The following is a 24,900-nucleotide window of genomic DNA, read 5'->3' on the forward strand; positions in this document are numbered from 1 at the left end:
GTCACGCCGCAGATCGACCGCCATCCGGATCGCCCGCTCCCGAAGCTCGTCCGGGTACTTCCTCGGTGCTGCCATGACTCTCATCCTTCCGTGGAATGAGAGCCTCCATCAGACCCGGCACGCGACAGTTCTGCAACCTGGGCGACGTCGAGATCACCGCAAGCCAGCTCCGAGGAGAATCGGCAATCGATTGGTGGGAACGCGGAGCGCCCAGGCCGAGGTGAAGCCTGGCTAGTCCGAGCTCACACGCCAGCAACCTCCGCCGACAGCAGGGGCCGTTGGTACAGCGCGTCATTTCGCCGCCTATCGGCGCGAGTCGAAACGTACTCACATGCCGATGTGCGGACGCCATGGCGGGCCGACGCTCACTCGCGCCATATGCAAGGTCCTGACAAGTCCGACACCCGGATTTGTCGCTTTCCGCGCAGCCGATGAGCGGCCCGCAGCACCGTCGTCCTGTCCGAGTCCTCGCATAGGCTCCGGGCATGAGTGAGGTGCTCCCCCAGAGCGGGTTGATAATCGACCCTGAGTCGGAGACGGCGGTGGATCGGCACCGCGACGCTCTGGACGCCAACGCCCGGCTCGGCGTTCCTGCGCACATCACGGTGCTCTTCCCGTTCATGCCACCGGTTCAGATCGATTCGACGATCTTGGCCCGGCTCCGGCAACTCTTCGCCGCTGCGAAGCCGTTCGACGTCAAACTGACGCACACGTCATGGTTCGACCACGATGTCTTGTGGCTCGCGCCGGAGGATCCCCAACCGTTCCGGACGTTGACAGAACACGTCTACAGCGCGTTTCCCGACTTTCCGCCGTTCGCGGGCCAGTTCGCTGACGTGGTCCCTCACCTGACAATCGCTCACGGTTGCGACCCAGTAGAGATGCACGCCGCCGAGCGTGCGGTGGAAGGACTGCTGCCCATCTATGGATGCGCCAGACAAGTCACGCTCATGACTCAAACCGAGGCAGGCGGCGCTTGGGGCAGGGCAGCCAGGTTCCCGTTGGGGGCACTGCATGGCTGACGACGTTCGCGGGACCTACGACGCGGTCGCCCGCGCTTACGACTCGGCGTATAGCGACGAACTCACCCTCAAACCACTGGACCGCGCATTGCTGGAAGGCTTCTTGAGTCTGGTGGACGGGGGACCCATCGCGGACCTGGGTTGCGGCCCGGGACACGTCACCAGATTCTTGGCCGAACGCGGGGCCGACGTGATCGGCGTCGACCTGTCGGTCGGCATGCTCGACGTCGCACGCGAGCATGCGCCAGAGATAGCGTTCGCGGCAGGCTCGATGCTTCAACTCCCGGTCATCGACAGCGCTTGGTCCGGTGCGATCGCCCTGTACTCGATCATCCACCTCACCCCCGACGAGCGGACAACCGCGTGCCGTGAGTTCGCCCGGACCGTACGACCGGGTGGTTGGCTGCTGCTCGCCTTTCACATCGACAGTCCCGAGTTCGCCGTGGGTACGGTCAACCACGCGACCAGTTGGTTCGGTCATGCAGTCCACATCGACGGGTACTTCCTCGAACCCGATGCGGTGACCAGCGACGTCGAGGCCGCTGGCTTCACGGTGATGTTGACGACCATTCGACAGCCGTTCAGCGACTCCGAGTACCCCAGCCGCCGCTGCTACTTGATGGCACGGCGGAACTGACCACAAGCCCGGATCTCGTAACGCGTCTCCAGAACACGTCCGCACATGCCGCGATCCGCGCGCTTCGAGAGGTGCGTCTTAGCACCGCGATGGCACGCACGACAGTGGCTGGATCTGCCGGTGGTGCGGGCACTCTGCCCGGACGGGCGCGAAGGGATCGCGCCAACCCGTACTCTCCAGCCATGACGAATGTCGGCGGGCGACGGCACGTCCTAGTCCTCTTCGCCCTGGTGCTGGCGGTAGCCGCCGTTGCGCTTGGCGTCCGCCTGACGGAGAACCACCGCTATGGCTGGGAATGGACCCTCACCCCATCAGCGGCCCCGCCCAAGATCCACTTCGAGGGCCGCGACTACCACCGCGGCGGCGAGCAGTCCGACGCGGTTCCCAGTCGCTACGTTCTCGAAGGCGAGACGCCGGGCGGGGGCGAGATCTACACGTCCCGGCGCGACGCAGGCACCAGCACCGTCATCGTCGTGAAGGACGGAGCGCACGTCCATGCGTACGCCCTGATGGGCGGGCCCTGATCACGCCGCGCCCGCGGAGTCGACCGCTCGAGTGTTGGACGTCATCTCCTTCGCAGGTACCGACTTCCTGGACCCAGGTACCGCGCGGGCCCGAACGACGCCGATCGCACGCAGTCGGCGCCCAAGATGGGCCCGTGACCCCCTTCCCGCGCATCCTCTTCTCCGTCCTGGCCGTCGTCGGCGCGAGCCTGCTGCTCGGCGGCCTGACCTCGTGGGCCCAGGGCGTGCTGCCGGATGCGCTCGCGTCGTTCGCCAACTCGCCCTCCGGCTGGACGGCGCTGACCGCCCTGCTCGTCGCTGCGGCGCGGCCGTCACTGGCTCTGGGCGCGGTGCTCGGGGTGGCCTCGTTCGTTGTCCTGGTGCTGGGCTACACCGTCGCCTCCGAGCTGCGCGGGCTCGCCTACGACCCGCTGTTCTGGGGCGTGGTCGGCATCATCGCCGGTCCCTTCGTCGGCATCGCGGCAGCCGCGGTCGTAGGCCGCCGCGCCGTCCACGCCGCGCTCGGCGCCGGAGCCCTCGCGGGCGTACTGATCGCGGACGGGATCTACGGCCTGACCCTCGTCCGCTCCACCACGAGCCCGGTCTACTGGACCGCCTGCCTCGTGGCCGGCGCCGCCTTGGTCGCAGTCACGGCCACACGCCTGCGCACGCCTGCCGCCGCGGCAGGTGTCGTCGCCAGCGCCGCGGCGGCCACCGGTGTGCTGAGCCTGGGGTACGGCGTGCTCAACGGGGTGGCCTGAACCCGCAACGACGGGCCGCTCCTCGCGCGGGCGGGCGCCAGGTGAAAGGCCTACAGCACCTTCGACAGGAACGACCGCGTCCGCTCGTGCTGCGGGTCGGCGAGGACCGCGGCGGGGTCGCCCTCCTCGAGGATGACCCCGTCGTCCATGAAGACCAGCTTGTCGCCGACCTCGCGGGCGAAGCCCATCTCGTGGGTGACGACCATCATCGTCATGCCCTCGGCGGCGAGGTCCTTCATGACGGCCAGGACGTCGCCGACCAGCTCGGGGTCGAGCGCGGAGGTGGGCTCGTCGAAGAGCATCATGTCCGGCTGCATCGACAGCGCCCGCGCGATCGCGACGCGCTGCATCTGTCCGCCCGAGAGATGCGCGGGATAGGCCGACTCCTTCTCGGCCAGCCCGACCTTCGCGAGGTTGGCCCGCGCGATCTCGACCGCCTCGTCCTTCTTGCGGTGCGCGACCTTCTGCTGGGCGATCGTGAGGTTCTTCAGCACGGTCATGTGCGGGAACAGGTTGAACTGCTGGAACACCATCCCGATGCGCGAGCGGAGCTTGTCCACGTCGGCGTCAGGGTCGGTGATCTCCTCCCCCTCGATCAGGATCTTGCCCTTGGTCGGGACCTCCAGCAGGTTCACGCAGCGCAGCAGCGTCGACTTGCCCGACCCCGAGGGGCCGATCACGCAGACGACCTGGCCGTTGCCGACGTGGAAGTCGATGCCCTTGAGCACCTGGTTGTCACCGAAGTACTTGTGCAGGTCCTGCACGTCGATCGCGGCGTCGCTGCGCAGGGTGCTGGTCTCGGTGCTGGTCTGAGCGTTGCTCATCAACGGGCCCTCTCCGCACGGCTCTCCATGCGACGTACGACGATCGACAGCGGCACCGTGATCAGCAGGTAGCACAGTGCGACCACCACGAGCGGCGTCATGTTGGCGTTGGCGTTCATAGCCTCACGACCGAACTTGGTGAGCTCGTAGTCCGCGAGCGCCAGGCCGAGAATGTAGACCAGCGAGGAGTCCTTGGTGAGCAGGATCAGCTCGTTGGTCAGCGGCGGCAGGATGATCCGGAAGGCCTGCGGGATCACCACGCTGATCATGGCGCGCGAGTGGGACATGCCCAGCGACCGCGCCGCCTCCATCTGCCCCTTCGGCACCGCCTGGATGCCGGCCCGGATGGTCTCGGCCATGTAGGCGCCGCCGACCAGACCCAACGCCAGGGTCACGATGCCGAGGTTGCCGAACGGGATCTCCCGGTCGGGAAACGCCAGGCTGAACCCCACGCTCAGCCCGATGAAGACCACCAGGGCCGGCAGGCCGCGGAACAGCTCGATCACGAACGTCGCGAGCCAGCGGTACGGCCCCACGCTCGAGAGCCGCATCAACGCCAGCACCAGGCCCAGCACCAGACCGAACGCGAAGCCGCACGCCGTGTAGATGATCGTGTTCTTCAACGCGATCGTGATGACGTCGGGGAACTGCTCCTGGACCAGTTCCCAGTTGAAGAACGCGCGTCGCAGCTGGCCCCAGTCGGCGAGCAGGACGACCGCGACGACGATCAGCAGGAGTACGGCGTACTGGACCGCGCGCCACCGCTGGGCGCGCTGTCGTGGGCTCGCCACCGCTCAGCTCCTCGCGGTGAGGGTCGTGAGGAGGCTCATCGGCGCGCTCACTCGGTCGGCGCCTTGCCGAACCACTTCTCGTAGACCTTGTCGTAGTCGTCGCTGGCGATCGCGTCGTTGATGATCGTGAGCAGCCCGTCGTTGTCGTCCTTCTTGACCGCGAAGCCGTAGGACTCGTCGGTGGAGAACTCCTCGACGACCTCGACGTCGGGGTTCTGGCTGACGAAGAAGTTGAGCAGGCCATTGTCGTTGACGCCGGCGTCGGCCTTGCCGGTCTTGACCGCCTGCTGCATCAGCGCGGAGTCCTCGAAGGAGATGATCTCGGCGTCCGCCGGAGCGTTCTCGCGCATGAAGTCCGCGCCGGTGGTCGCGTCCTGGACCGCGATCGTCTTGCCGGCCAGATCGTCGAGGGAGGAGATGCCGGACCCGGTCTTGACCATGAGCGCCTGGGTCGCCTCGAAGTAGGGGTCGGTGAAGTCCATGACCGCCTCCCGCTCGGGATTGATGGTCATGGCGCCGGCGGCCACGTCGCACTTGCCGGTGTTGAGCGCCTCGCCGGAGGAGATGCTCTCCCAGCCCAGGTCGACGACCTCGGTGTCCCAGCCCTGCGCGTCGGCGGCGATCGTGAGCACGTCGGGGTCGAAGCCGACGACCTCGCCTCCCTGCTGGAACTCGAACGGCTTGTACGGCAGGTGGGTGCAGATGGTCAGCGTGCCGTCCTCGAGCAGTTTGGCACCGGACTCGGTCACGGTGGTCGTGTCGTCCTTGGCGCAGCCTGCCGCGCCCAGCGCGAGCGCGGCCGCGCTCAGGGCGATGGCGAAGTTTCGAGTCCTCATGGCTGTCTCTTAACCAGATCGAGGGTCGGCTAGGCCTCCTCGGGTCCGGGATTTCACGATCTGGAACCGGATTCCCGTCCGACGGCGAGCTGTCGCCGAGGTCACGCCCGCCGGAGCCGGACCCCGGCCGTGCCGTGGGCTACGTTGTTCCTTCTGACCCGGGACGGACCGGGTGAGGCGAACGTGCGCTCTCGCGCCGGCGGTCCGAGGCTGGAAACCTCCAGAGCCCTCCCGGCACCACTGGAGCCTCCTGCATGTCCTCACCCTCCCCTGCCCCCAGCACGCGCTGGTGGGCCCTCGTCGTGCTCGGCCTCACCCAGCTGATGGTCGTCCTCGACGGCACGATCGTCGCCATCGCCCTCCCGGCCGCCCAGGCCGACCTCGGCATCGACGACGGACAGCGGCAGTGGGTGGTGACCGCGTACGCCGTCACCTTCTCCGCGCTGCTCCTGCTCGGTGGTCGGATCGCGGACTACTGGGGGCGCAAGCGGACCTTCATGGTCGGCATGCTCGGCTTCGGCGTCGCCTCCGCGTGGGGCGGCCTCGCGCAGTCGGGCGCAGAGCTCATCGCCGCCCGCGGGCTGCAGGGCGTGTTCGCCGCGCTGCTCGCGCCGGCCGCGCTGGCGATGGTCGCCGTACTGTTCCCCAGCGGTCGGGACCGGAACATCGCCTTCGCCGTCTTCGGCATCATCGCCGGCACCGGAGCGGCGTTCGGCTTCCTGCTCGGCGGCGCGCTCACCCAGTACGCCGACTGGCGCTGGTGCCTGCTGGTCAACGTGTTCTTCGTGGTGGCGGGGCTCATCGGCGGCAAGCTGCTGCTGGTCGAGAGCCGCGCGCAGGGCGACACCCGCTACGACGTGCTCGGCACCCTCACCGTCGCGCTGGGCCTCGGCGCGCTGATCTACGGCTTCGCCCGCGCCGAGCACGGCTGGGGCGAGGCCGACACGCTCGGCTTCCTGGCTGCCGGCGTCGTGCTGCTGGCCGTCTTCGTGTGGTGGCAGGGCCGCACCTCCCACCCGCTGCTGCCCCTGCGCGTGGTGCGCGACCGGGTGCGCGGCGGCGCGTTCCTGCTGCAGGCCTTCGTCGGCGTGGTCATGGTCGGCGCGATGCTCTACCTGACCTTCCACTTCCAGATCGTGCTGGGCATGAGCCCGCTGGCCGCCGGCTTCGGCAACGTCGCGATGACCGTGGTCATCATGGCGACCGCGCCGATCTCCACGAAGCTCTTCACCACCTTCGGCCCGCGCGTGGTGCTCACCGTCGGCCCGCTGCTCGCGGCGGCCGGGCTGTTCTTCCTCAGCGGCATCACCGCCGAGGGCAGCTACTGGTCCGAGGTGCTCCCCGGCATGGTCGTGATGGGCCTCGGCTTCTCGCTGATCTTCGTGCCGCTGCAGAACCTCGCCCTCTCCGGCGTCGACCCGCACGACGCCGGCGTCGCCTCCGCGCTCGCCAACGCCTCCATGCACGTCGGCGGCTCGATCGCGGTCGCGGTCTTCACCGCGCTCTACAGCTCCTCGCTGACCGACGCCCTGGGCTCGGGCACCGCGCGGATGCCCGCGCTCGCCGGCGCGTACGGCGACGTCCTGTTCGCCGCCGCCTGGGTGATGGTGCTCGGCGCCGTCACCTCCTTCGCGCTCATCCGTGGCCCGAGGGCCGCGGTCGCGCCGCCGACCGACGCGGTGGTCGCCGCTCACTGAGGCTCGCCTCGTCGTGCGCCGTACCGCTCAGCTCCGCACCGGACCAGATCCGGTGCGGAGCTGCTGCGCTGAGCAGCGGCTTGTGCATGCCCGGCCGGTCCCGCGTTCGTCCTGTACATACGTACAGGACGGAGCACAGCATGAGCAGACACGGACGGGACCTGTGCATCGGCGCGGTCATGACCCTCGGCGGCCTGGCGATGTTCTTCCTCCTCCATGACGTCGAGACCCCGGTGGTCGGCCTGCGTCAGGCCGGACTCGTGATCGCGGTGCTCGGGCTGGTCGAGCTCGCTGCGACCGGGTGGTCGATCGGCCGGTCGCGGCGACCGCAAGATCGATGAGCGCCGCTCGCGTGCTCGACGGCGTGCTGGCGGTGCTCGCCGAGCAGGGCGTCGGGGCGCTCAGCGTCCGCAGCGTCGCCGCGGCCGCGGGCGTGTCTGCGGCGCAGGTGCAGTACTACTACCGCACGAAGAGCGAGCTGGTGCGCGCCGCCTTCGACCACGCAGGCGAACAGCTCCTCGCCGACGTCGCGGCCGCGAAGCCCACCACGCTGATGGGTGTCGTGGAGCAGTGGCTGCCGCTGGACGAGCCCCGCGAGCGCCGCGCCCGCGTCTGGCTGGCGTACGCGGCGATCGCAGCCGTGGACGCGGACCTGGCGGCGACGTCGGCTCGGCTCGACGAGGAGCTTCGCCGCTGGTTCGCCGACCAGGGCCTGACCGACCACGCGGCGTCCCAGCTCTTCGCGATGATCGACGGCGTCACCCTCCAGTGCCTGATGCTGCCGCGCCCAGCGCGTCGGGTCCTCGTCGAGCGCACGGTGGCGCCGTTCGTCGCCCGGCTCGAGGCTGCCTGAGACCGGCCCGCACCGGACAGCGGTGCTGCGCAGTCACCAGGTGGCTGCGCGGCACCGCTGTCTCGTTGCTGCGCGGTCCCGCGCCGCCCGAGATGGCCCGCTCACGGCCGGTCGAGGAAGCTGATCCGCATCAGCCGACCGTCGGCCCAGTCCGCGAGGCGAGTCGGTCGGATGGTGCCAGGGTCGTGGGGCTGGTTGAGATCCGCGACGATCTCCTCCAGCACGGCCCGACGTTCGGCCGGGTCGGTGACCGGCGTGGCCAGTGCCGGGAGGTCTGCACGGACCCCGTTCTTGAGGTGGAAGGTGAAGGCGGGATCGGCGAGGAGGTTCGCGTGCCAGTCGGTGGCACCCCCACCGGCGCCGCTGCACAGGTAGGTGGAGCCCACAGCGCGGCAGAAGAAGATCTCGATGCGGCGCGGCCGGCCGGTGCGGCGTCCCGTCTGGCGGGTTCTGCACGCCCGCGTTGTTGACGAGCACGTCCAGGCCGCCGAAGGCGCTCTCGGCAGCCAGCACGGCGGCGGACCACGAGCTCTCGTCGGTCACGTCGAGGTGGGTGAAGCGGGCGCGGGTCCCGAGCTCGTCGGCGAGGGCGGCGCCGCCTTCGGCTCGATGTCCCCGATCACCACGTTCGCCCCCTCCGCTGGAAGGCACGCACATGGCTCGCCGAACGCGTCGCTCAGGTGGTCGACGAGGCCGTCCGCACCACCGCCGCCCGGTACGCCACGCCCGGGCCGGGCTCGTCGGCCGGCGCCTGAGACCCGTCCCGCGGCGCCCGCTCGGGGCTCACCGCCCGGCTGCGACCTCGTGCTCCAGCATCGCCATGATGACGTCGTCGTGCCACGTGCCGTCGACGAAGGCTGATTCGCGCTCGCGCCCTTCCTCGACGAATCCGGCCCGCCGGTAGCAGCGGATTGCCCGGGTGTTGTACGCCAGGACGCGCAGGTCGATGCGGTGCAGCCCGACCACCGTGAAGCCGTAGGTCGCGACCGCTCGGGTGACTTCGAGGCCCAGGCCCCTGCCGAGAACGACACGGTCGTGGAAGCCGACCGCATACCTGGCGCGTCGGTCGTCTTCGACGACGCCGTGCAACCGCGCCGTGCCGATGAACCGTCCGTCGTGCTGCACCGCCCAGTGGAGCGGGTTCGCGTCCGCCGTCACGTGCTCGAACCACGCCGACGCCTCGTCGCGAGACATCGGGACCGGCTCGTCGAAGTCCGGAGAGCCGCCGAACATCCGCACGATCTCGGGGTCCTTGCCGCAGCGGATCATCCCGTCGACGTCATCGGGTCGAAACGGTCGCAGCAACGTGCGCGGGGTCCGCAGGTGCGGTGTCGTCCCGGGGATCCTCATGCGCGCACATCCTTCCGTCACGGCCGGGCGGCCACGGTACGCCGCCGAGCACCCGCGGTGGTTCTCCACAGCCGGGCTCGCGCCCCCGAAACTGTCCTCGAACACCTGTACGATGGAGGCATTGATCGCACCACTCTCACACTCCGTCTCGGGAGGCTCCGATGGCCGACATGGCTCATCCCTACCTCGCCGAAGTGGGCTGCGTCAGCGAGTTCCTCGACAAGCTGGCGGCGCGGGATCCGGTCTTCCTGTCGCTGACGGAGAAGCGCCAGGCGTTGCTGATGATGGCGCAGGTCTGCTCCCGCGCCCAGGCGCTGCGAGCGCGGGTGATCGCGTGTGCCGAGGACGTCGCGGACGCCGACGGGCACCGCGACGTCGCGTCCTGGCTGACCCACCGCACCCACGAGTCGTCCGCCACGACGCGGCGCGCGCAGCGGCTCGGGGTCGCGTGCGAGCAGCACTTCCACCACCTCGGCGCGGCGCTGCTGCGCGGCGCGGTGAGCGTGGACCAGGGCCACGTGATCGTCGCCGCGCTCGACGACCTGGCCCACGCCGGCGCCCTGGTCGACGCGACGGCCCCGCAATGGGCCGAGGTGCTGGATCGGGCGGAGACCCACCTGGTCGAGCAGGCCGCGGAGTTCGGCCCCCGCGCGCTGCACCGCCTGGGTGAGCGGATCCTCGAGGTCGTCGCGCCCCGGTGGGCCGAGCAGCTCGAGGAACGGCGCCTGCGGGACGCGGAGCGCCACGCGCGGCGGCGTACCTGGCTGAGGACGCAGCGTTTGGGCGACGGGACCGCGCTGGTCAAGGCGCGCGTCCCCGAAGCGACGGCGCTGCGACTGGCCACCGCGCTGGAGGCGTTCACGAACCCGCGCCGAGCCGGTGACGACGCTGGCTCCGATCCCGCGGACGACGGGCGGCGGGTGCCCTACGAGCGGCGCCTCGGGGAGGCCTTCTGCTCCCTGCTGGAGGCCCTCGACCCCGCGAGGCTGCCGCTGCACGGCGGCGACGCCACGACGCTGGTGATCACCATCGACCTCACGTCGCTGATCGAGGGGCTCGGGTCCGCGACCCTGGCCGACGGGTCCCGGATCACCGCGGGCGACGCCCGGCGACTCGCCTGCACGGCCAACCTCGTGCCCGCAGTCCTCGGCACCCGTTCGGTGCCCCTCGACCTCGGCCACGCCACCCGGCTGTTCAGTCCCGGGCAGCGCAAGGCGCTGGCGATCCGCGACCGCGAGTGCCGCGCCGACGGCTGCACGATCCCCGCCACGTGGTGCGAGGCACACCACCTACGCCCCTGGGCCTCCGGCGGGCGGACCGATCTGGCCAACGGCCTGCTCCTCTGCGCCCATCACCATCACCTGGTCCACGACGAGCGCTACCTGCACCAACGCATGCCCAACGGCGACATCCGGTTCGCCCGGCGGACGTAGACCGACCGGGTCCTCACCCCTCCTCCACCCGCTCCCGGGCGCACCCGACGACCGCGTCGAGGTCGAGGCCGTACGTCGGTCCGCCGCTGCGCGCGTACGCCGCGAGCCGGCCCGCGGCCCGCTCGACCAGCCGGGCGGCACCGACCGCGTTGCCGCGCTCGTGGTGGGTCAGGCCGACGCACAGCTGGGCGAGGCCCTGCCAGAGCTCGCGCTCCGGCTCCGGGCACGACTTCCAGCGCACCTCCAGGGCCTCGTGCGCCGCGAACGGGCGCCCCTGGTCCAGCAGCTCGCGGGCGTAGGCGAGGGTCTCCGCCGGCGGGCGCGGCTCCTCGGAGATCGGCTCGACGCCGACCGCGCCGTATGCCAGCGGTCGCCCGAGCGCGTCGCGCGGCCGCGCCTGCTGGGCCCGCCCGTCGGCGTTCCGGTCCCGATCAGCCACGTCCCACTCCTTTCCGCCGCGCCCACCGTACGGACTCGTGGGCGGCGACCCGGGGCCGGGCACGGTCTCGCGGGGCTCGAAGGCCGAGCGGGCCACCAGGGCGAGGACCGCGGAGACCGCGACCATCCCGGCCGAGGTCCAGGCCATCCAGGTGAGCCCCGCGGCGCCCATCACCGCTCCCCCGAGGGCGGCGCCGGTGGCGATGCCGGCGTTGCTGCTGGCGTTGATCCACGCGCCGGCGGTCTCCGGCGCGCTCGCCGCCGTGCGGACCGAGGCGGACTGGTACAGCGACGCGGCCGGCCCGAAGGCCGCCAGCCAGCACATGCCGGCCACGACGACAAGGCCGAGCCGCGGGTAGGCCAGCGCCACGGCGACCGTGCCCGCCGCCATCAGCGCCGGGATAACGACCGCGCTGCCGTGCGGGCGGCGGTCGAGCCCGGTCGCGGCGACGCGCAGCCCGACGAGCCCGCAGACGCCGAAGAGGAGCAGGATCGGGCCGGTCCACCCGGCGGGTGCCCCGGCGTCGCGCAGCAGGATGCTGACGTAGGAGTACAGGACGTAGGTGCCCAGGTAGGTCACGCCGTTCGCCGCGACCACGGTGGCCAGGTCGCCGCGCCGTCCCGAGTACGCCGCGTCGTCGTCGCGCGGTCCCTCGACCGGCGGCAGCACGACCGCCGCCAGCGCCAGGACGAGGACGACCAGCCCGGCGAGCACGCCGAACGCGGCCCGCCAGCCGAAGGCGTCGCCCAGCGCCGTGGTGAGCGGCACCCCGAGCACGAGGCCGCCGGAGATCCCGACCGACGCGAGCGCCATCGCCCGGCCGGTCCGGGTCGCCGGGACCAGCCGGGCCGCGTAGCCGATGCACACCGAGAAGAAGAGGGCGTGGGTGACGCCGCCGACGACCCGACCGGCCGCGAGGACGGCGAAGCTCGGCGCGGCAGCCGACACCGCGTTGCTCACGAGGTAGCCGACCAGGGTGGCGAGCAGGACCGGCTTGCGCGGCAGCCGCCGGGTCGCGAGCGCGAGCGGGACCGACAGCACTGCGACCATCACGGCGTACGCGCTGACGAGCAGGCCGGCCGTGGCGTCGCTGACCCCGAACGCCGTGCCGATCTGGGGAAGCAGGCCGACCGGCAGCAGCTCGGTGGTGATGGCGGCGAAGACCGCGACGGCGAGGACGAGCAGGCCGCTGCGCGCGCCACCGAGGCCGGTCCCGGGAGCCTGCGACGGCGCGCTCACCCCGTCACCATCTCACTGCACCGGTTCGTCGTCCCCGAGCGTGGTTCCCGTCAGGCTCCACCGGCGGGGACGTAGGTCTCCTCGTGCACCACCAGCGGCCCGCGGTCGCGCCACCCGAACCGCTCCAGGTCGGGTACGGCGGGGAGGTGGGCCACCTCACCGACGCAGAGCCAGGCGACGGGCCGCACGTGCGCAGGGAAGCCGACCAGGTCGCGGAGGAACTCCTCGCGGTAGAAGCTCACCCAGCCCACGCCCAGGTCCTCGGCGGTGGCCGCGAGCCAGAGGTTCTGGATGGCCAGGCACACCGAGTAGAGCCCGGCGTCGGCGATGGCGTGGCGCCCGAGCACCTGCTCCCCCGCGGTGGTCGGGTCGTAGCCGACCACGACCCCAAGGCCGGACTCGAGGATCCCCTCGACCTTGATCCGCGCGAACGTCTCGGCGCGCTCGCCGTCCAGCGAGGCGGCGAACACCTGCCGCTCGGTCTCCACGTGATCGCGGAAGGCCGCCAGCCGGTCGGGGTCGCGCACCGTCACGAACACCCACGGCTGCGACGTCCCCACGCTCGGGGCCAGGTGGGCCGCGCCGAGCACCCGCTCCAGGACCTCCGCGCGCGGCGGCCTCCCGGTGAACTCCGCGCGGGTGTCGCGCCGCCGCGCCATGACGTCGTACAGGTCCATCGGGGTCTCTCCTCGGGGGTGGGGAACCCGATGATTCCACCGCGACGGTCCGCCGGCGTACCGCACCCACGGCACGCGCCAGGGCGGGCGGGCCGGGACAGGGGGCCCGCCAGCATCCCTGCCGGGGCGGACCGTCAGCACGCGGGTGCGCCTGGACTCCCGGGTGCTGGAGTTCTGGAAGAACCGGGGCGGCCGCTGGGTCACCCCGACCGGGCGGCTGAGCCCCGTAGGCTCCGCTCGACATCCGCTGCCGAGAGGGCACCTGTGGAACCTGCACGCTCCCTCGAGCACGCGCCCGCGACCGGCCCCGCCCCTGCCTCGCAGGGCCCGACGCGACGCTGGGACCGCCGGCTGCTGCGGGTGACCCAGGCGGTGGCCGTCCTGCTGCTCGGCGCCTGGCTGGCTCTCCTGACGTTCAGCGTCCTCGAGGGCCACCGCGCCTCGTCGTACGACGACCTGCGGGCCGCGATCCGCGACGGCGACGTCAGTGCGGTCGAGGTGTCCCCGGGCCTGCGCGGCCGTGGCTCCGTCACCGTCCGGATCACCTGGCGGGAGGGGTGGGTGGACCACACGACCACCGTCATCGAGGCGAGCCCGCGTCGTCCCGTGCCGAACTGGGGCGAGGTCAGCGCCGTCCTGAGGTAGCCGGTGCCCGACGCGCTGCGCACGCTCGACCCCGACCTCGAGGTCGGTCGCACCAGGGGCCCCCACCCGCAAGGTCCCGCGGCCCTCGGCTGGGTCGCCCCTGCAGGCACCGGATGGGCGTACACCCTGGCGTGCTTCGCCACCCTGGTGCTGCTCGCGCTGAGCCCGGAGCCCCGGCGGGTCACGCCGTGGGGGTGGTTCTGGCTGATCCTCCTGACCGGGCCGGTGGGCTCGCTGGCCTTCCTGGCGCTGTCGGGGGTCCTGTCGGCCAGGCCGGTCGCGCGCCCGGCACGGCCCCGCACCGGCGGCGGCTGGGCGTTCGTCCTCGCGCTCGTCCTCGGCAACGTGCTCGGGGTGCTGGAGTAGGGCCGCCGCATCCCTGAACAGGGGCGACGGCCGCTAGCGTGGCGTGCCTCGCAGTCGACATCCTGGAGGTTCCCGTGGCCCGACCGACCGCGACCCGGTGGCACACCACCGCGAGCGCCACCGTCAGCGTGCTGGTGCTCCTCGCGTCCGTGCTGGCCGGCGCCCCGGCGCTCGCCGGTCCGGTCTCCGACAGCCCGGGCGCCGCGGCGCCGAAGCGCGCGACGTACCCCTGGCACACGCGGATCGTGGCCACGACGTTCTGGGTCGGGGAGGTCTTCGACCCGGACGCCCCCGACGGCAGCCAGATGATCTCGACCTACGACGACGACTGGTACGCCAGCTACGGCGGCTGCGACGGACGCATCCGCAAGGGCGTGTGCCGCACCGAGCGACGCCTCCGGCGCGACGGCTGGTTCCCGCGGCACATGACGCCCAAGCAGAACCCCTTCTACCTCGACGTGCCCTACGACGACCTCAACGACCGCATCGGCTTCCGCCGCCGCGGCGCGGTGGTCCCCTGGGCGTCCCGCCCGCGGTACGCCGACCTCGTCGACGACCGCTCCGTGAGCCTGATGAAGAACCGCTGGGTGCAGGTCCGCTCGCGGGGACGCACCTGCTACGGCCAGGTGCAGGACGCCGGGCCCGGGAAGTACCACGACGCCCGCTACGTCTTCGGCCACCGCGACGCCCGCCCGGCCTCGAAGCGCTACAACAACGCCGGCATGGACGTCTCCCCCGCCCTCAACGGGTGCCTGGGCTTCCGCGCGCTCAACGGCATGCGCGACCGGGTCTCCTGGCGCTTCGTCGACGCCCGCGACGTCCCGCGGGGGCCGTGGAAGCGGATCGTCACCCGCTGACGGCCGAGCAGGTCACCTGACCGGAGGCGCGTGTCGCGGCGCGCGGACGGGAACAGGGCACCCATGACCGACACGACCCCGCTGATCGAGGATCAGCGTCCCTCCCGCGCCCCCGGCCTGCTCTTCGGCATCGGCCTCGGTGGCTTCCTCGACGGCATCGTCCTGCACCAGGTCCTGCAGTGGCACCACATGGCGAGCGCCACCTCGCACGACCCGGACACCCTCGCCGGCCTGGAGGTCAACACCATGGCCGACGGGTTCTTCCACATCTTCACGTGGTTCGTCGTGGTCGCCGCCTCGATCGTCACCGTCGCGCTGTGGCGCCAGGGCCGCCTCGCCCCGTCGTGGACCTTCCACGCAGGCGGCGTGCTGAGCGGCTGGGGGCTGTTCAACCTCGCCGAGGGGCTGGTCAACCACCAGCTGCTCGGCGTGCACCACGTGCGCGACGACCTCGGCGGCCCGCTGTCGTGGGACCTGGGGTTCCTGGCCCTCGGCGCGGTGCTGGTGGTCGTGGGCGAGCTGCTCCAGCGACGCGGGACGGCGAGCGCGCGGCGGACCGACGACACCGGGCACGTGGCCGCCCGCTGATCCTCCGCCACCGCGGCCTCGGCGACCCGAGCCGCCGGCGGTGGCTCAGCCGCCGCCGGTGCGGGTCGGGCAGTCGGGGTTCTGGCAGACCCGCTCGTCCACCGGGTCGTCCCCGGCGCCGACCACACCGTCGGCGGGCCCCACCGGCCCGTCGCTCGCCGCCTCCGCGGCGCCGACGTCGCGGCGCGCCCGCAGCCGGACCGGGGATCCGCAGACCTCACATGGCTTCTCGTCCTCGTACACGCCGGGCCGGTACCCACCCGCGGCCACGACGCCGCGCCCCGGGGGGCGAGGTCAGCCGAGGCGCACCCAGTCCTCACCACGGCGGGCCACCAGGCCGCGGCGCTCGAACTCCTCCAGCCAGCCGCGCATCGGCCAGCTGCCCCAGCGGGCGCGGTAGAGCCGGCCGTTGCGCAGGATGTCGTCGAGGTGCTCGATCGGAGGGCTGCTCACCGGGTGGTGCTGGTGGTAGGCCCGCGCGGCGCCGACCCAGGCCAGGTCCAGCCCCGCGCGCACGACCCGGCGCCCGAAGTCGGTGTCCTCCGCGCCGTACCCGGCGTAGGCCTCGTCGAAGCCGCCGGTGCGCTCCCATGCCTGCGCCGACAGCGCGAAGGACAGCGACCAGAACAGGTCGGGGTCTCCCCCGGTCTCGACCGCCCCGGGTGCCGGGGCGGGCCTGGCGGGGTGGGGGTCGTCGAGCTCCTCGAGGCGGTCCAGCGGGTAGCCGCCCGGGCCAGGCGGGGACAGGTAGGTCACCGGGCCCGACCAGACCCGGTCGGGGTCGGTGGTCACGGCGTCGGCGTAGCCGGCGACCAGCCCGGGACCGGCCAGGCAGTCCACGTCGAGGCCGACGACCACGTCGCAGCCGGCGGCGAAGGCGGCCTCGAAGCCCCGGTTGCGGGCGGCCGCGAGCGGCAGCCGACGCGGGTCTGCCTCGAGGGCCAGCACCTGCGCCTGCGCGCCGCCGCCCGCCAGCACCCGCTCGACCTCGGGGTCGCCCATCGCCACCACGACGTAGACGTCGGGCGCCCGCTCCCCCCGGGCGAGGGTGGCCTGCTGGGCGCGCAGGTGGTCGTGGCGCCCGTGCACGACGCTCACCACGCCGACCGCGGTCACGCCGGCACCTCCACGGGCTCCCCCGCCCGCTCCGGTGCCAGCACCGCGGCGAACCGCTGCGCGGCGGCGCCGTCGCACCAGGTCGCCCAGCGGGTCCCGTCGAGCGCCGCGGCGCGCGTGAGGCGCTCGGCCCAGCCGGTGGTCGGGAGGTCCTGCTCGACCAGGACCGGCCAGCCGCCGGCGCGGATCGCGGCCGCGGAGACCCGCTGCTCCTCGTGCGGGCGCTCCTGCGGCACGAGCACCGCCGGGCGCCGGGCCGCGGCGACCTCGGCGACGGCGTTCTGCCCGGCGTGGGTGATCACCACGTCGGCGTCGCGGACCAGGGCGTGCGGGTCCTCCACCCAGGGGCCGGGCGGTCCGCAGACCCGCCACTCCCAGCCCGGCGCGGAGCGCATCGCCTCGGCGAGGGCCGCCTCGGAGATCTGCGAGCCCCCGGCGCCGCCGAGCACCACGACCCGCGGCGGTCCCGGCCGGCGGGTGCCCGGCTCGACCACCGGTCGACGCGACAGCGCACCGACCGCGTGCACCCGTCGTACGACGGGCGCGGGGAGGCCGGGCAGCATCGCCGGGGTCACCTCGGGCGGCCACATTCCCACCAACCGGTCGGCGACGTCGAAGCCGAGCAGGTGCGCGGCGTCGTCGCGGCGACCGGGCAGCACCACGCCCACCACCGGTACGCCGTGCAGCCGCGCGAGCAGCGCGACCTCGACCGACACGTCGGCGACCAGCAGCCGCGGGCGGGCGGCGACCAGCCACGCGGAGACCTGCTGCATCCGCGCCGCTAGGCCGGTGTCGCCGCGCGGCACCCAGTGCAGCCGACCCCGGGCGGTGACGTCGCGGGACTCCCGGCCCCCCTCGTCTCCCGGCTCGACACCGAGGTCGTCGCGCTCCAGCCGCACCCAGCCGACCCGCTGGTCGGGCGGCGGCTCGAGCGAGGACAGCACCGTGACCGGCTCGCCGAGCGCCTCCTGCACGGCCAGGGCGCGGTGCAGGTGCCCGCGGCCCTGGTGGTGGACGTAGTAGCCGATCATGCGGCCTCGGCCCCGACGAGGCGGGCGTAGCGCTGCTCGTACTCGCTCACCATCCGGTCCGCCGAGAGCCGCTCCACCGCGTGCCGGCGCACCGCGCGCCGGTCGCAGCGCCGGGCCCGGTCGATCGCCGCCGCGAGGTCCGCGGGGTCCCCGGGCCGGGCGAGGGCGCCGACGCCCTCGTCGACCAGCTCGGGCAGCGCGCCGCGCGCGTACGCCGCGACCGGGGTCCCGCAGGCCATCGCCTCCGCGGCGACCAGCCCGTAGGGCTCGTCCCACTCCGGCGTCACGACAGCCACGGCCGCGCGCCCCAGCAGCCGCGCGAGCGCGCGGTGGTCGAGGTGTCCGGCGTGGACCGCGTCGGGTCCCAGCCGCGGCGCGACGTGCTCGCGGAAGTAGTCGGGATCGGGGGCCGGGCCGACGAGCACGATCGGCAGCCCGGCGGCGCGGGCCGCGTCGATCGCGACGTGCGGCGCCTTCTCGCGCACCAGCCGGCCCGACCACACCGCCGGTCCCCCGCCGGGCCCGAGCGACCAGGTCTCGACGTCCACGCCGTTCAGCACGGTGTCGCTGGCGACGACGTGGGACCAGGCCTGCGCGGTGCGCCGGCTCACCGCGGTGAACGCCGAGGCGCCGGGCGCGGTGGCGATCGCCGACTCCAGCCACGGGACCGGCGGGGTGTGCAGGGTCGTGAGCAGCGGGACGTCGAGCATCGGCGCCATCGCGACGGGCAGGTGGTGGAGGCTGTGGTTGTGGACCAGGTCGAAGCGCCCGGCGCCGTCGCGGGCGAGGTCCAGCATCAGCGAGAGGTAGGCGTGGTGCTCGGCCATCCAGGTCGCCGCGGGGGCGTTGACGTCGCGCTGGGCGGCCGGGCTGGCCTCGAAGGTCCCGGCGTCGATGAGGGTGACGGGCAGGTCCGGGTCGCTGCCGGACGCGGCGAAGAGGGAGACCTCGTGCCCGCGGGCGGCGAGCTGCCGGGCGAGCTGGTGGGTCAGTGCCTCCAGCCCGCCGGCGAACGGCTCACGCACCGGGTAGCGGCTCGAGGCGATCAGGCAGACGCGCATGCACTCACCCGAGCAACGAGCGGTAGAGGGCGTCGTGGGCGGCGGCCACCGCGGCGCGCTGGGCGCGCCGCGACTCCACGCTGGCGCCGAGGCGGGGGCGCTCGCTCCAGGCCTCGCGCACCGCGGCGGCGAGCGAGGCGGTGTCGACGCCGTCCTCGTCGTGGACGTAGCCCAGCACGGGTCCCTGGTCGGCGAAGTGGCCGCAGCTGGGCGCCACCACCGTGGTGCCCAGGTCGCGGCAGGCCTCCAGCCATCCCGAGTGGGTGCCGAAGCGGTAGGGCAGCACCGAGACGTCCAGCGAGGACAGGTAGCGCCACAGCTCGTCGTCGGGCAGGAAGTCGTGGACGTGCAGCTCGAGGCGGCCGCGCCCGGCCTCGGCGTGCAGGTAGTCCGCAAGCTCGGGGTCGCGGCGGGCGCCGTCGTCGTCGAGCACGTCGCGGTGGCCGTTGACCTGCAGCACCGCGTCGGGCAGCGCCGCCACCGTCTCGACCAGGGTCGGCAGGACCGCCAGCGGGTCCATGCTGGCGCGCAGGCTCTTCACGTGCACGCCGACCCGGAACGGCGCTCCGGTGCGGGCCGCGCGCTCGCGCTGGAGCCGGGCCATCGTGGACAGCTCGACGACGTGCGGGTGCGGCAGCACGATCGCCTCGCGTCCCCAGCGCCGCTCGATCTCCCGTGCCGCGCCCTCGGTGAGAGTGACCAGCGCGTCCGCGGCCGGGACCAGCACGTCGAGGTGCGCGTCGTGGGCCGCCCGGTCGAGGTGGTGGGGGTTGCGCAGGTCGTGGGCGGTGTAGACGAACGGCGCGCCGCGCTCGCGCAGCACCGCGACGAGCTCGCGCAGCCGGGCGGGGTCGCAGGCGTCGAAGCCGAAGTGCAGGTGGAACAGGTCGAAGTCCGCGCTCGCGGCCCACTCCGGGTCCAGCATCACCGGCGGCCACCAGGTCGCCCCGGCCGGACGGTCGGGGTGGGCCGGGTCCGGGTCGGGGAGGCGGTACGGCGCGGTGCCGTGCTCGGGGGCGAGGTGGCGGACGTAGACGTGCCCGGAGGGCACCGACGCCACCCGGACCGGCCGGTCGTGGGGGGTCGCGCTCCGGTGCCGTCCGGGGGCGCTGCTGGTGGTGGTCACTGGCTCGAAGTACCCGAGCGCATCCCGCGGCACGACCCCCAAATGGGTGACCTCGCTCCCGCCACCTCCGCTCAGTCGCGCGGCTTCGTCAGCCGGGCCAGGAGGGGCGTGGCGAGCGCATCGGGCAGGTGGGTGCCGATCTCGGCCTGGAGCCGGTTCTTGAACGACCCCGGCACCACGCTCGAGCGCCCGGCCATCATCGCCTCGAAGCCCTCCTTCGCGACGGTCTCCGGGTCGTCCTTGTCCTTCATCTGACCCAGCCTGGTGTCCTCCATGTCGGCGCGCGCGAAGAACTCGGTGTCGGTCGGGCCGGGCATCATCGAGGTCACCGTCACCCCGGTGTCGCGCAGGTCCCGGCGCAGTCCCTCGGCGAAGGAGTGCACGAACGCCTTCGAGGCGGCGTACGTCGCCTGGAACGGCCCGGGCGCGACGGCGGCGATCGAGGAGGTGATGAGGACCCGGCCGCGCCCCGCGGGGACCATCACGCGGGTCGCGAGCTTGGCCAGGTGCACGGTCGAGCGGACGTTGAGGTCGATCAGGCCGAGGTCGTCCTGCAACGGGATCTGGTCGAAGCGGCCGCTCACGCCGACCCCGGCGTTGAGCGCGACCGCCTCCAACCGGGCACCGACGGCGTCCACCGCCGCCCAGGTGCTGTTGACCCCGCCGGGGGTGCGCAGGTCGGCGAGCACCGGCACCACCCGGCGCCCCGACGACTCGAGCTCACGGGCGACGTCGTGGATGCGGTCCTCCTCCGCGACCACCACGACGTCGAAGCCGTGATCGACGAACTGGCGGGCCAGGGCCCGTCCGATACCGGTCGAGGCACCGGTGACCAGGGCGAGCGGGGCGTCGGTGTGGGAGTCCATGCCGCCCGGTCTCCACCGCGGCGGCGCGCATGCGCCCCCGGCCCCGGGGAGGCCTCAGGGCATCCGGCGCCGGCTCACCGTGCCCTGGCGCACGGCCCGGCGCAGCCCGTCGGCGATGGTGCGCTCGCGCAGCACCTCGGCGTCGCCATGAGCCGCGTCCGCCATGCCCGCGACCGCCTCGGCCAGGACGTCGTGCGCGGCCTTCCGCGGCTCCCAGCCGAGCTCGGTGCGTGCCCGGGTCGTGTCGAGGACCGGGACGCCGTACGCCATGTCCAGCCAGCCCGCGTCGATCGGCTGGAGGTGGGCGCGCCAGGACAGGTCCGCGGCGGCCCGCAGCACCGGGAACGGCACGTGCACCGGCCGGGCGCCCAGCACCCCGGCGATGTCGCCGTGGTCCAGCACCGGATCGGTCGCCAGGTTGAACGCCCCCGGCGCCCGCGCCTGGAGCATCCGCGTCATCGCGTCGGCGACGTCGTCGGCGTGCACCACCTGCAGGGTCACCCGGCGGTCCAGCGGCAGCACCGGCACGTGGCGCAGCACCCGCGCGGGCACCACCGTGGGCAGGAAGTAGCGCAGCTGGGCGCTGCTGGCGCTGCGCTGGCCGATGATCCCGGGCCTGGTGCGGGTGAGCACCACACCGTGCCCGGCCTCGAAGTCGTCGAGCAGCCGCTCGGCGGCGGCCTTGTGCCGGCTGTACGGCGAGGCCTGGATCCCACCCGTGGGCCAGTCCTCGGTGACCGGCCGGTCGTCCAGGCGCGGCGAGTACGCCCCGATCGAGGACTGGTGCAGCAGCTGTCCCACCCCGGCGGCGGCGACCGCGTCGAGCACCCGCCGGGTCCCGCCGACCCCGACCTCCTCGAGGTAGTCGATGCGGTGGGTGGGCTGGAAGCCCCACACCAGATGCACGACGGCGTCCGCGCCGCGGAAGGCGGCGACCAGTTCGTCGTGGCACTCGCGCGACAGGTCGGCGCGCACCCACTCCTGCGGGCCGTCGTCGGCACCCGGGGCCGGCGGGCGGCGGGCGATGCCGACGACCTCGTGACCGCCCGCGCGCAGCCGCCGCGCGAGCGCCGTACCGACGTTGCCGGACGCACCGGTGACGACCACGCGCATGGATCCTCCTCGATCAGGGCCGGGGCCGGCTCGGTACCCGCCGGCCCCGCGGGCATGTGACGTCTCGGCTACACCCGGCGCAGCCGCCGGGCGAGCAGGGCCGCGCGAGCGGCGTTGCTGCCGGCCGCCCCGTGCACGCCGCCGCCGGGGTGGGCAGAGGCGGAGGCGAGGAAGAGCCCGCGCACCGGGGTCTCGGGGCGCCCGGTGCCCGGCACCGGGCGGAAGACCAGCTGCTGGTGCAGCTGCGCCGTGCCGCCGCCGATGGCCCCGCCGATGAGGTTCGCGTTGCGCGCCTCGAGCTCGTGGGGGCCCAGGATCCGGCGCGCCTGCACCCGGTCCCCGAACCCGGGCGCGAGGCGCTCGACGCGCGCCTGCATCCGGTCGGCCATCCGCTCCAGGTCGTCGTGGTCCCAGCGGCCGGTGATCTTGTCCTCACCGGCGTCGCGCAGCACCTTCTGGGGCATGTGGGTGTAGGCCCAGACCGACTCGGTCCCGGCCGGCGAGCGACCCGGGTCGGTGGTGGTCATCTGCCCCAGCAGGAGGAACGGTCGCGACGGCACCGCGCCGGCCTCGATCTGGGCGTAGGTCTCCGTCAGCTCGGCCACCGAGTCCGCGACGTGCACCGTGCCCGGCGCGTGCGACGGCTCGACCGCCCACGGCACCGGGCCGGACAGCGCCCAGTCCACCTTGATCGTGGAGGGGTCCAGCTCGAAGCCCTCCATCCGGCGCAGGGTGCGCGCCGGCAGGTCCTCGGGGCGCACCAGGCCGCCGTACAGCAGCGGCGCGGAGACGTCGGCGAGGACCGCGCGGGCCCGGATCCGCTCGCCGTCGGCGAGCCGCACCCCCTGGGCCCGGCCCCGGTCCACCTCGATCCCGACGACCTCTGCTGCGCAGCGCAGCGTGCCGCCCCGGGACTCCAGGCGGCGCACCAGCGCCTCGGCCAGGCGACCGGCCCCGCCTTGGGGCACCGGCCACCCGACCGTCTGGCCGAGCATCGCCAGCAGCACGGCCATCAGCCCGGAGCCGGGGGCGTCGAGCGGGATGTCGGCGTGGCTGGCGTTGCCGGCCATGAGGAGCCGCCCCGGCTCGCCGCCGAAGCGCTCGCGCGCCAGCGCGGACGCCGGCGTCAGCAGGGTGCGGACCAGGTCGAGCCCGCCGGCCCGGCGTACGGCGAGCGCCGCGGAGACGCCGCTGCGCACCGGCGGGAACGGCGAGAGCAACGCCCCGACGACCGAGTCGCCGATGACGTCCCAGGTGCGGCACAGCTCCAGCCAGGCCTCGCCGTCGCCGGGGTGCAGCTGCTCGAGACCGCGTGCGGTGACCTCACGGTCGCGGTGCAGGACCGCCCAGCTCTCGGACCCCGGGTGGAAGTGGCCCAGCACGCCCGGGGCGTGGCTCCAGGCCAGCCCGTGCTCCTCGAGCCCCAGCCCGCGCACCACCGGCGAGGCCGCCGCGAGCGGGTAGAAGGAGCTCATCGTGTCGTGCACGAAGTCCGGGTGCACGTCGCGGTCGCTGCGCACGGCGCCGCCCGGCGTCTCCTGCGCCTCGAGGACGAGCACCGACCAGCCGGCGTCGGTGAGCAGGTTCGCCGCGACCAGGCCGTTGGGCCCGGCGCCGACGACGACCGCGTCCCAGTCAGTCACTGGGGGCCGTGACCGGGCGCTCGGCGACGTAGGCGAGGCGCCGCAGGCTCTCGTTGTTGCGCCACGCCAGCGAGGCGTCGCGCAGCGGCTTCGGCATCAGCGTGCCCGGGCCGGAGACCAGGTCCTCCTCCATCACCACCCGGGTGTCGGGGCCGTGCGGCTCCAGGCGCAGCGTCACCGAGGCGACGCCGCTGGGTTGGGCGCGGGCCCGCAGGCTCAGCGAGACCCCGGGGTCGACGTCGGTGACCTCGGTGTAGTCGTCGATCAGCACCGGCCAGGTGCCGACCGAGTGGTGCAGCCGGGCGCCCACCTCCGGCCAGCTCGGCTCGACCGCGCGCATCCGGGACGCGCCCACGACCCACAGCGGGTAGGTCCAGCCGTCGGCGAGCACCTCCCACACGCGCTCGGGGCTGGCGTGGATCACCGTCTCGTTGGTCGACATCAGCGGGTCCTCTCCTCGTCCACTGCGGGCAGCACGTGGGTGCCGTAGAACTCGATCATCTCCAGGGTGTGCGGCCCCATGTTGGCCAGGTAGAGCTCGTCGTAGCCCGCCTCGGCGTACTCCCGCACGAGGTCGAGGTGGTCGTCCAGGTCGTTGCCGGCGACCGCGGACTCGCGGGTGGACTCCATGGTGACCAGCTGGGTGGCCTGCTCGAAGTGCTCGGGCGTCGGGAGGATCTGCGCCATCTCCCCCGGCAGGCCGGCGTTGGGCCACAGCCGGTGGGCGTGCTCCCAGCCCTCCTCCTTGGTGGGTGCGAAGGCGACCTTCGCACCGCCCTGCGCCGGCCGGCCACCGGAGGCCTGCTTGAAGGCCGCGACCAGCTCGGCGTCCGGGGATGTGCCGATGTAGCCGTCGCCGATGCGCGCGGCGACCTCGACCGCCTTGGGCCCGAAGGCCGACACGAAGATCTCCGGCGGGGTCTCGGGCACGTTGTAGATCCGGGCGTGCTCGACGGTGTAGTGGCGCCCGCGGTGGCTGACCACCTCGCCGGTCCACAGCCGGCGGATCACCTCCACTGCCTCCTCCAGCATCTCCAGGCGTACGTCGGCGCCGGGCCAGGGCCCGCCGAGGATGCTCTCGTTGAGCGCCTCCCCCGTGCCGACGCCGAGGGTGAAGCGGCCCTTCAGGAGCTCCGCGCAGGTGCCGGCGGCCTGGGCGACGATCGCGGGGTGCAGCCGCACCGTGGGACAGGTGACGGCGGTGGTGACGTGCAGGTCGCAGACCTGGCTGACCGCGCCGATCACGCTCCACACGTGCGCGCTGTTGCCCTGCTCGTTGTTCCAGGGGTGGAAGTGGTCGCTGATCCACAGGCCAGCGAAGCCCGCCTCCTCGGCCGCGCGGGCCTGGGCGACCAGCTCGGCGGGGGTGTACTCCTCTGTGGACAGGAAGAACCCGATGCGCATCCGCTCTCCTCGTTGGTTCCTG

29 protein-coding genes and 1 pseudogene are annotated in these 24,900 nt (G+C 73.3%); 12 read left to right on the top strand and 18 right to left on the bottom strand.

Translation table 11 applies throughout. The annotated features are described in order from the left end of the window. Window positions 1-485: 485 nt before the first annotated feature. From HOQ23_RS19585 to HOQ23_RS19600, 4 genes are all read left to right on the top strand, one after another. A complete protein-coding gene (locus HOQ23_RS19585) occupies window positions 486-1,022 on the top strand; it encodes a 2'-5' RNA ligase family protein (RefSeq protein ID WP_172217135.1) in 537 nt (178 codons plus the stop codon). After that, the gene (locus HOQ23_RS19590; RefSeq protein WP_172217137.1) at window positions 1,015-1,659 is read left to right on the top strand and encodes a class I SAM-dependent methyltransferase; all 645 of its coding nucleotides are present in this window, start codon (window positions 1,015-1,017) and stop codon (window positions 1,657-1,659) included. The genes HOQ23_RS19585 and HOQ23_RS19590 overlap by 8 nt, the downstream gene beginning before the upstream one ends. 182 nt (window positions 1,660-1,841) lie before the next feature. Further along, window positions 1,842-2,183 (top strand): hypothetical protein, encoded by a 342-nt coding sequence (locus HOQ23_RS19595; RefSeq protein WP_172217139.1) that lies wholly within the window; start codon window positions 1,842-1,844, stop codon window positions 2,181-2,183. Window positions 2,184-2,317: 134 nt separating this feature from the next. Next, window positions 2,318-2,923, top strand: a complete 606-nt coding sequence (locus HOQ23_RS19600) for a DUF6518 family protein (protein ID WP_172217141.1) — start codon at window positions 2,318-2,320, stop codon at window positions 2,921-2,923. 50 nt (window positions 2,924-2,973) lie between these two features. Here the strand turns inward: HOQ23_RS19600 and HOQ23_RS19605 are convergent, their stop codons facing one another. From HOQ23_RS19605 to HOQ23_RS19615, 3 genes are read right to left on the bottom strand one after another with little or no spacing between them, the layout of a single operon-like run. Next, the gene (locus tag HOQ23_RS19605) at window positions 2,974-3,747 is read right to left on the bottom strand and encodes an amino acid ABC transporter ATP-binding protein (RefSeq protein WP_172217143.1); all 774 of its coding nucleotides are present in this window, start codon (window positions 3,745-3,747) and stop codon (window positions 2,974-2,976) included. Beyond that, window positions 3,747-4,538, bottom strand: a complete 792-nt coding sequence (locus HOQ23_RS19610; protein ID WP_172217145.1) for an amino acid ABC transporter permease — start codon at window positions 4,536-4,538, stop codon at window positions 3,747-3,749. Before HOQ23_RS19610 ends, HOQ23_RS19605 begins: the two co-directional genes overlap by 1 nt. 47 nt (window positions 4,539-4,585) lie before the next feature. After that, the gene (locus tag HOQ23_RS19615) at window positions 4,586-5,374 is read right to left on the bottom strand and encodes a transporter substrate-binding domain-containing protein (protein ID WP_172217147.1); all 789 of its coding nucleotides are present in this window, start codon (window positions 5,372-5,374) and stop codon (window positions 4,586-4,588) included. Between the two features lie 254 nt (window positions 5,375-5,628). On the opposite strand from HOQ23_RS19615, the gene HOQ23_RS19620 reads away from it, so the two are divergent. From HOQ23_RS19620 to HOQ23_RS19630, 3 genes are all read left to right on the top strand, one after another. After that, complete coding sequence (locus HOQ23_RS19620) at window positions 5,629-7,071, top strand: MFS transporter (RefSeq protein ID WP_172217149.1); 1,443 nt, start codon at window positions 5,629-5,631, stop codon at window positions 7,069-7,071. A 140-nt stretch (window positions 7,072-7,211) separates the two neighbouring features. Next, window positions 7,212-7,412 carry a DUF5708 family protein gene (locus tag HOQ23_RS19625; RefSeq protein ID WP_172217151.1) on the top strand — a complete coding sequence of 67 codons (201 nt, stop codon included), beginning with the start codon at window positions 7,212-7,214 and terminating at the stop codon, window positions 7,410-7,412. Then, window positions 7,409-7,924 carry a TetR family transcriptional regulator C-terminal domain-containing protein gene (locus HOQ23_RS19630; protein WP_172217153.1) on the top strand — a complete coding sequence of 172 codons (516 nt, stop codon included), beginning with the start codon at window positions 7,409-7,411 and terminating at the stop codon, window positions 7,922-7,924. Before HOQ23_RS19625 ends, HOQ23_RS19630 begins: the two co-directional genes overlap by 4 nt. Before the next feature lie 101 nt (window positions 7,925-8,025). Here the strand turns inward: HOQ23_RS19630 and HOQ23_RS19635 are convergent, their stop codons facing one another. The 3 genes and pseudogenes from HOQ23_RS19635 to HOQ23_RS19645 form a co-directional block, all read right to left on the bottom strand. Further along, window positions 8,026-8,430, bottom strand: a complete 405-nt coding sequence (locus HOQ23_RS19635; protein WP_172217270.1) for a nitroreductase/quinone reductase family protein — start codon at window positions 8,428-8,430, stop codon at window positions 8,026-8,028. Further along, window positions 8,429-8,581, bottom strand: a pseudogene (locus HOQ23_RS19640) (hypothetical protein); the annotation flags it as partial. The gene HOQ23_RS19635 and the pseudogene HOQ23_RS19640, both read right to left, overlap by 2 nt. 126 nt (window positions 8,582-8,707) lie before the next feature. Beyond that, window positions 8,708-9,274, bottom strand: a complete 567-nt coding sequence (locus HOQ23_RS19645) for a GNAT family N-acetyltransferase (RefSeq protein WP_172217155.1) — start codon at window positions 9,272-9,274, stop codon at window positions 8,708-8,710. A gap of 170 nt (window positions 9,275-9,444) precedes the next feature. Between HOQ23_RS19645 and HOQ23_RS19650 the strand changes: the two genes are divergently transcribed. Then, complete coding sequence (locus HOQ23_RS19650; protein ID WP_172217157.1) at window positions 9,445-10,707, top strand: HNH endonuclease signature motif containing protein; 1,263 nt, start codon at window positions 9,445-9,447, stop codon at window positions 10,705-10,707. A gap of 13 nt (window positions 10,708-10,720) precedes the next feature. On the opposite strand, the gene HOQ23_RS19655 is transcribed toward HOQ23_RS19650, so the two are convergent. Beyond that, window positions 10,721-12,385 (bottom strand): MFS transporter, encoded by a 1,665-nt coding sequence (locus HOQ23_RS19655; protein ID WP_367650592.1) that lies wholly within the window; start codon window positions 12,383-12,385, stop codon window positions 10,721-10,723. 50 nt (window positions 12,386-12,435) lie between these two features. After that, window positions 12,436-13,062, bottom strand: a complete 627-nt coding sequence (gene bluB, locus HOQ23_RS19660; RefSeq protein WP_172217167.1) for a 5,6-dimethylbenzimidazole synthase — start codon at window positions 13,060-13,062, stop codon at window positions 12,436-12,438. Window positions 13,063-13,326: 264 nt separating this feature from the next. On the opposite strand from bluB, the gene HOQ23_RS19665 reads away from it, so the two are divergent. The 4 genes from HOQ23_RS19665 to HOQ23_RS19680 all read left to right on the top strand — a co-directional run bounded on the left by HOQ23_RS19665 (window position 13,327) and on the right by HOQ23_RS19680 (window position 15,518). Then, the gene (locus HOQ23_RS19665) at window positions 13,327-13,707 is read left to right on the top strand and encodes a hypothetical protein (protein ID WP_172217169.1); all 381 of its coding nucleotides are present in this window, start codon (window positions 13,327-13,329) and stop codon (window positions 13,705-13,707) included. Between the two features lie 3 nt (window positions 13,708-13,710). Further along, window positions 13,711-14,073 (top strand): hypothetical protein, encoded by a 363-nt coding sequence (locus HOQ23_RS19670; protein ID WP_172217171.1) that lies wholly within the window; start codon window positions 13,711-13,713, stop codon window positions 14,071-14,073. A gap of 74 nt (window positions 14,074-14,147) precedes the next feature. After that, window positions 14,148-14,930, top strand: coding sequence for a hypothetical protein (locus HOQ23_RS19675; RefSeq protein WP_172217173.1), 783 nt, complete (start codon window positions 14,148-14,150; stop codon window positions 14,928-14,930). 63 nt (window positions 14,931-14,993) lie between these two features. Then, window positions 14,994-15,518, top strand: coding sequence for a DUF2243 domain-containing protein (locus HOQ23_RS19680; protein WP_172217175.1), 525 nt, complete (start codon window positions 14,994-14,996; stop codon window positions 15,516-15,518). Between the two features lie 45 nt (window positions 15,519-15,563). On the opposite strand, the gene HOQ23_RS19685 is transcribed toward HOQ23_RS19680, so the two are convergent. From HOQ23_RS19685 to HOQ23_RS19730, 10 genes are all read right to left on the bottom strand, one after another. Beyond that, window positions 15,564-15,761 carry a hypothetical protein gene (locus HOQ23_RS19685; RefSeq protein WP_172217177.1) on the bottom strand — a complete coding sequence of 66 codons (198 nt, stop codon included), beginning with the start codon at window positions 15,759-15,761 and terminating at the stop codon, window positions 15,564-15,566. Between the two features lie 51 nt (window positions 15,762-15,812). Beyond that, on the bottom strand, window positions 15,813-16,634 hold the full coding sequence (locus HOQ23_RS19690) for a galactosyltransferase-related protein (protein WP_172217179.1): 822 nt from the start codon (window positions 16,632-16,634) through the stop codon (window positions 15,813-15,815). Beyond that, window positions 16,631-17,665 (bottom strand): glycosyltransferase, encoded by a 1,035-nt coding sequence (locus tag HOQ23_RS19695; protein ID WP_172217181.1) that lies wholly within the window; start codon window positions 17,663-17,665, stop codon window positions 16,631-16,633. The genes HOQ23_RS19690 and HOQ23_RS19695 overlap by 4 nt, the downstream gene beginning before the upstream one ends. Next, window positions 17,662-18,726, bottom strand: a complete 1,065-nt coding sequence (locus HOQ23_RS19700) for a glycosyltransferase (protein ID WP_172217183.1) — start codon at window positions 18,724-18,726, stop codon at window positions 17,662-17,664. Before HOQ23_RS19700 ends, HOQ23_RS19695 begins: the two co-directional genes overlap by 4 nt. Before the next feature lie 4 nt (window positions 18,727-18,730). Next, window positions 18,731-19,852: a glycosyltransferase gene (locus HOQ23_RS19705; protein WP_216654468.1), complete on the bottom strand. Its 1,122-nt coding sequence runs from the start codon at window positions 19,850-19,852 to the stop codon at window positions 18,731-18,733. A gap of 71 nt (window positions 19,853-19,923) precedes the next feature. After that, entirely contained in the window at window positions 19,924-20,718 is a 795-nt protein-coding gene (locus HOQ23_RS19710; protein ID WP_172217185.1) for an SDR family oxidoreductase, read from the bottom strand. A gap of 54 nt (window positions 20,719-20,772) precedes the next feature. After that, on the bottom strand, window positions 20,773-21,831 hold the full coding sequence (locus HOQ23_RS19715; RefSeq protein WP_172217187.1) for an NAD-dependent epimerase/dehydratase family protein: 1,059 nt from the start codon (window positions 21,829-21,831) through the stop codon (window positions 20,773-20,775). Window positions 21,832-21,899: 68 nt separating this feature from the next. Beyond that, a complete protein-coding gene (locus HOQ23_RS19720) occupies window positions 21,900-23,474 on the bottom strand; it encodes an NAD(P)/FAD-dependent oxidoreductase (RefSeq protein ID WP_172217189.1) in 1,575 nt (524 codons plus the stop codon). Continuing rightward, on the bottom strand, window positions 23,467-23,916 hold the full coding sequence (locus HOQ23_RS19725) for an SRPBCC family protein (RefSeq protein WP_172217191.1): 450 nt from the start codon (window positions 23,914-23,916) through the stop codon (window positions 23,467-23,469). The genes HOQ23_RS19720 and HOQ23_RS19725 overlap by 8 nt, the downstream gene beginning before the upstream one ends. Continuing rightward, window positions 23,916-24,878 carry a TIGR03557 family F420-dependent LLM class oxidoreductase gene (locus HOQ23_RS19730; protein ID WP_172217193.1) on the bottom strand — a complete coding sequence of 321 codons (963 nt, stop codon included), beginning with the start codon at window positions 24,876-24,878 and terminating at the stop codon, window positions 23,916-23,918. The genes HOQ23_RS19725 and HOQ23_RS19730 overlap by 1 nt, the downstream gene beginning before the upstream one ends. Between the last annotated feature and the right edge of the window lie 22 nt (window positions 24,879-24,900).

This window comes from Nocardioides sp. zg-DK7169, assembly GCF_013155365.1.
Classification (GTDB): Bacteria; Actinomycetota; Actinomycetes; order Propionibacteriales; family Nocardioidaceae; genus Nocardioides.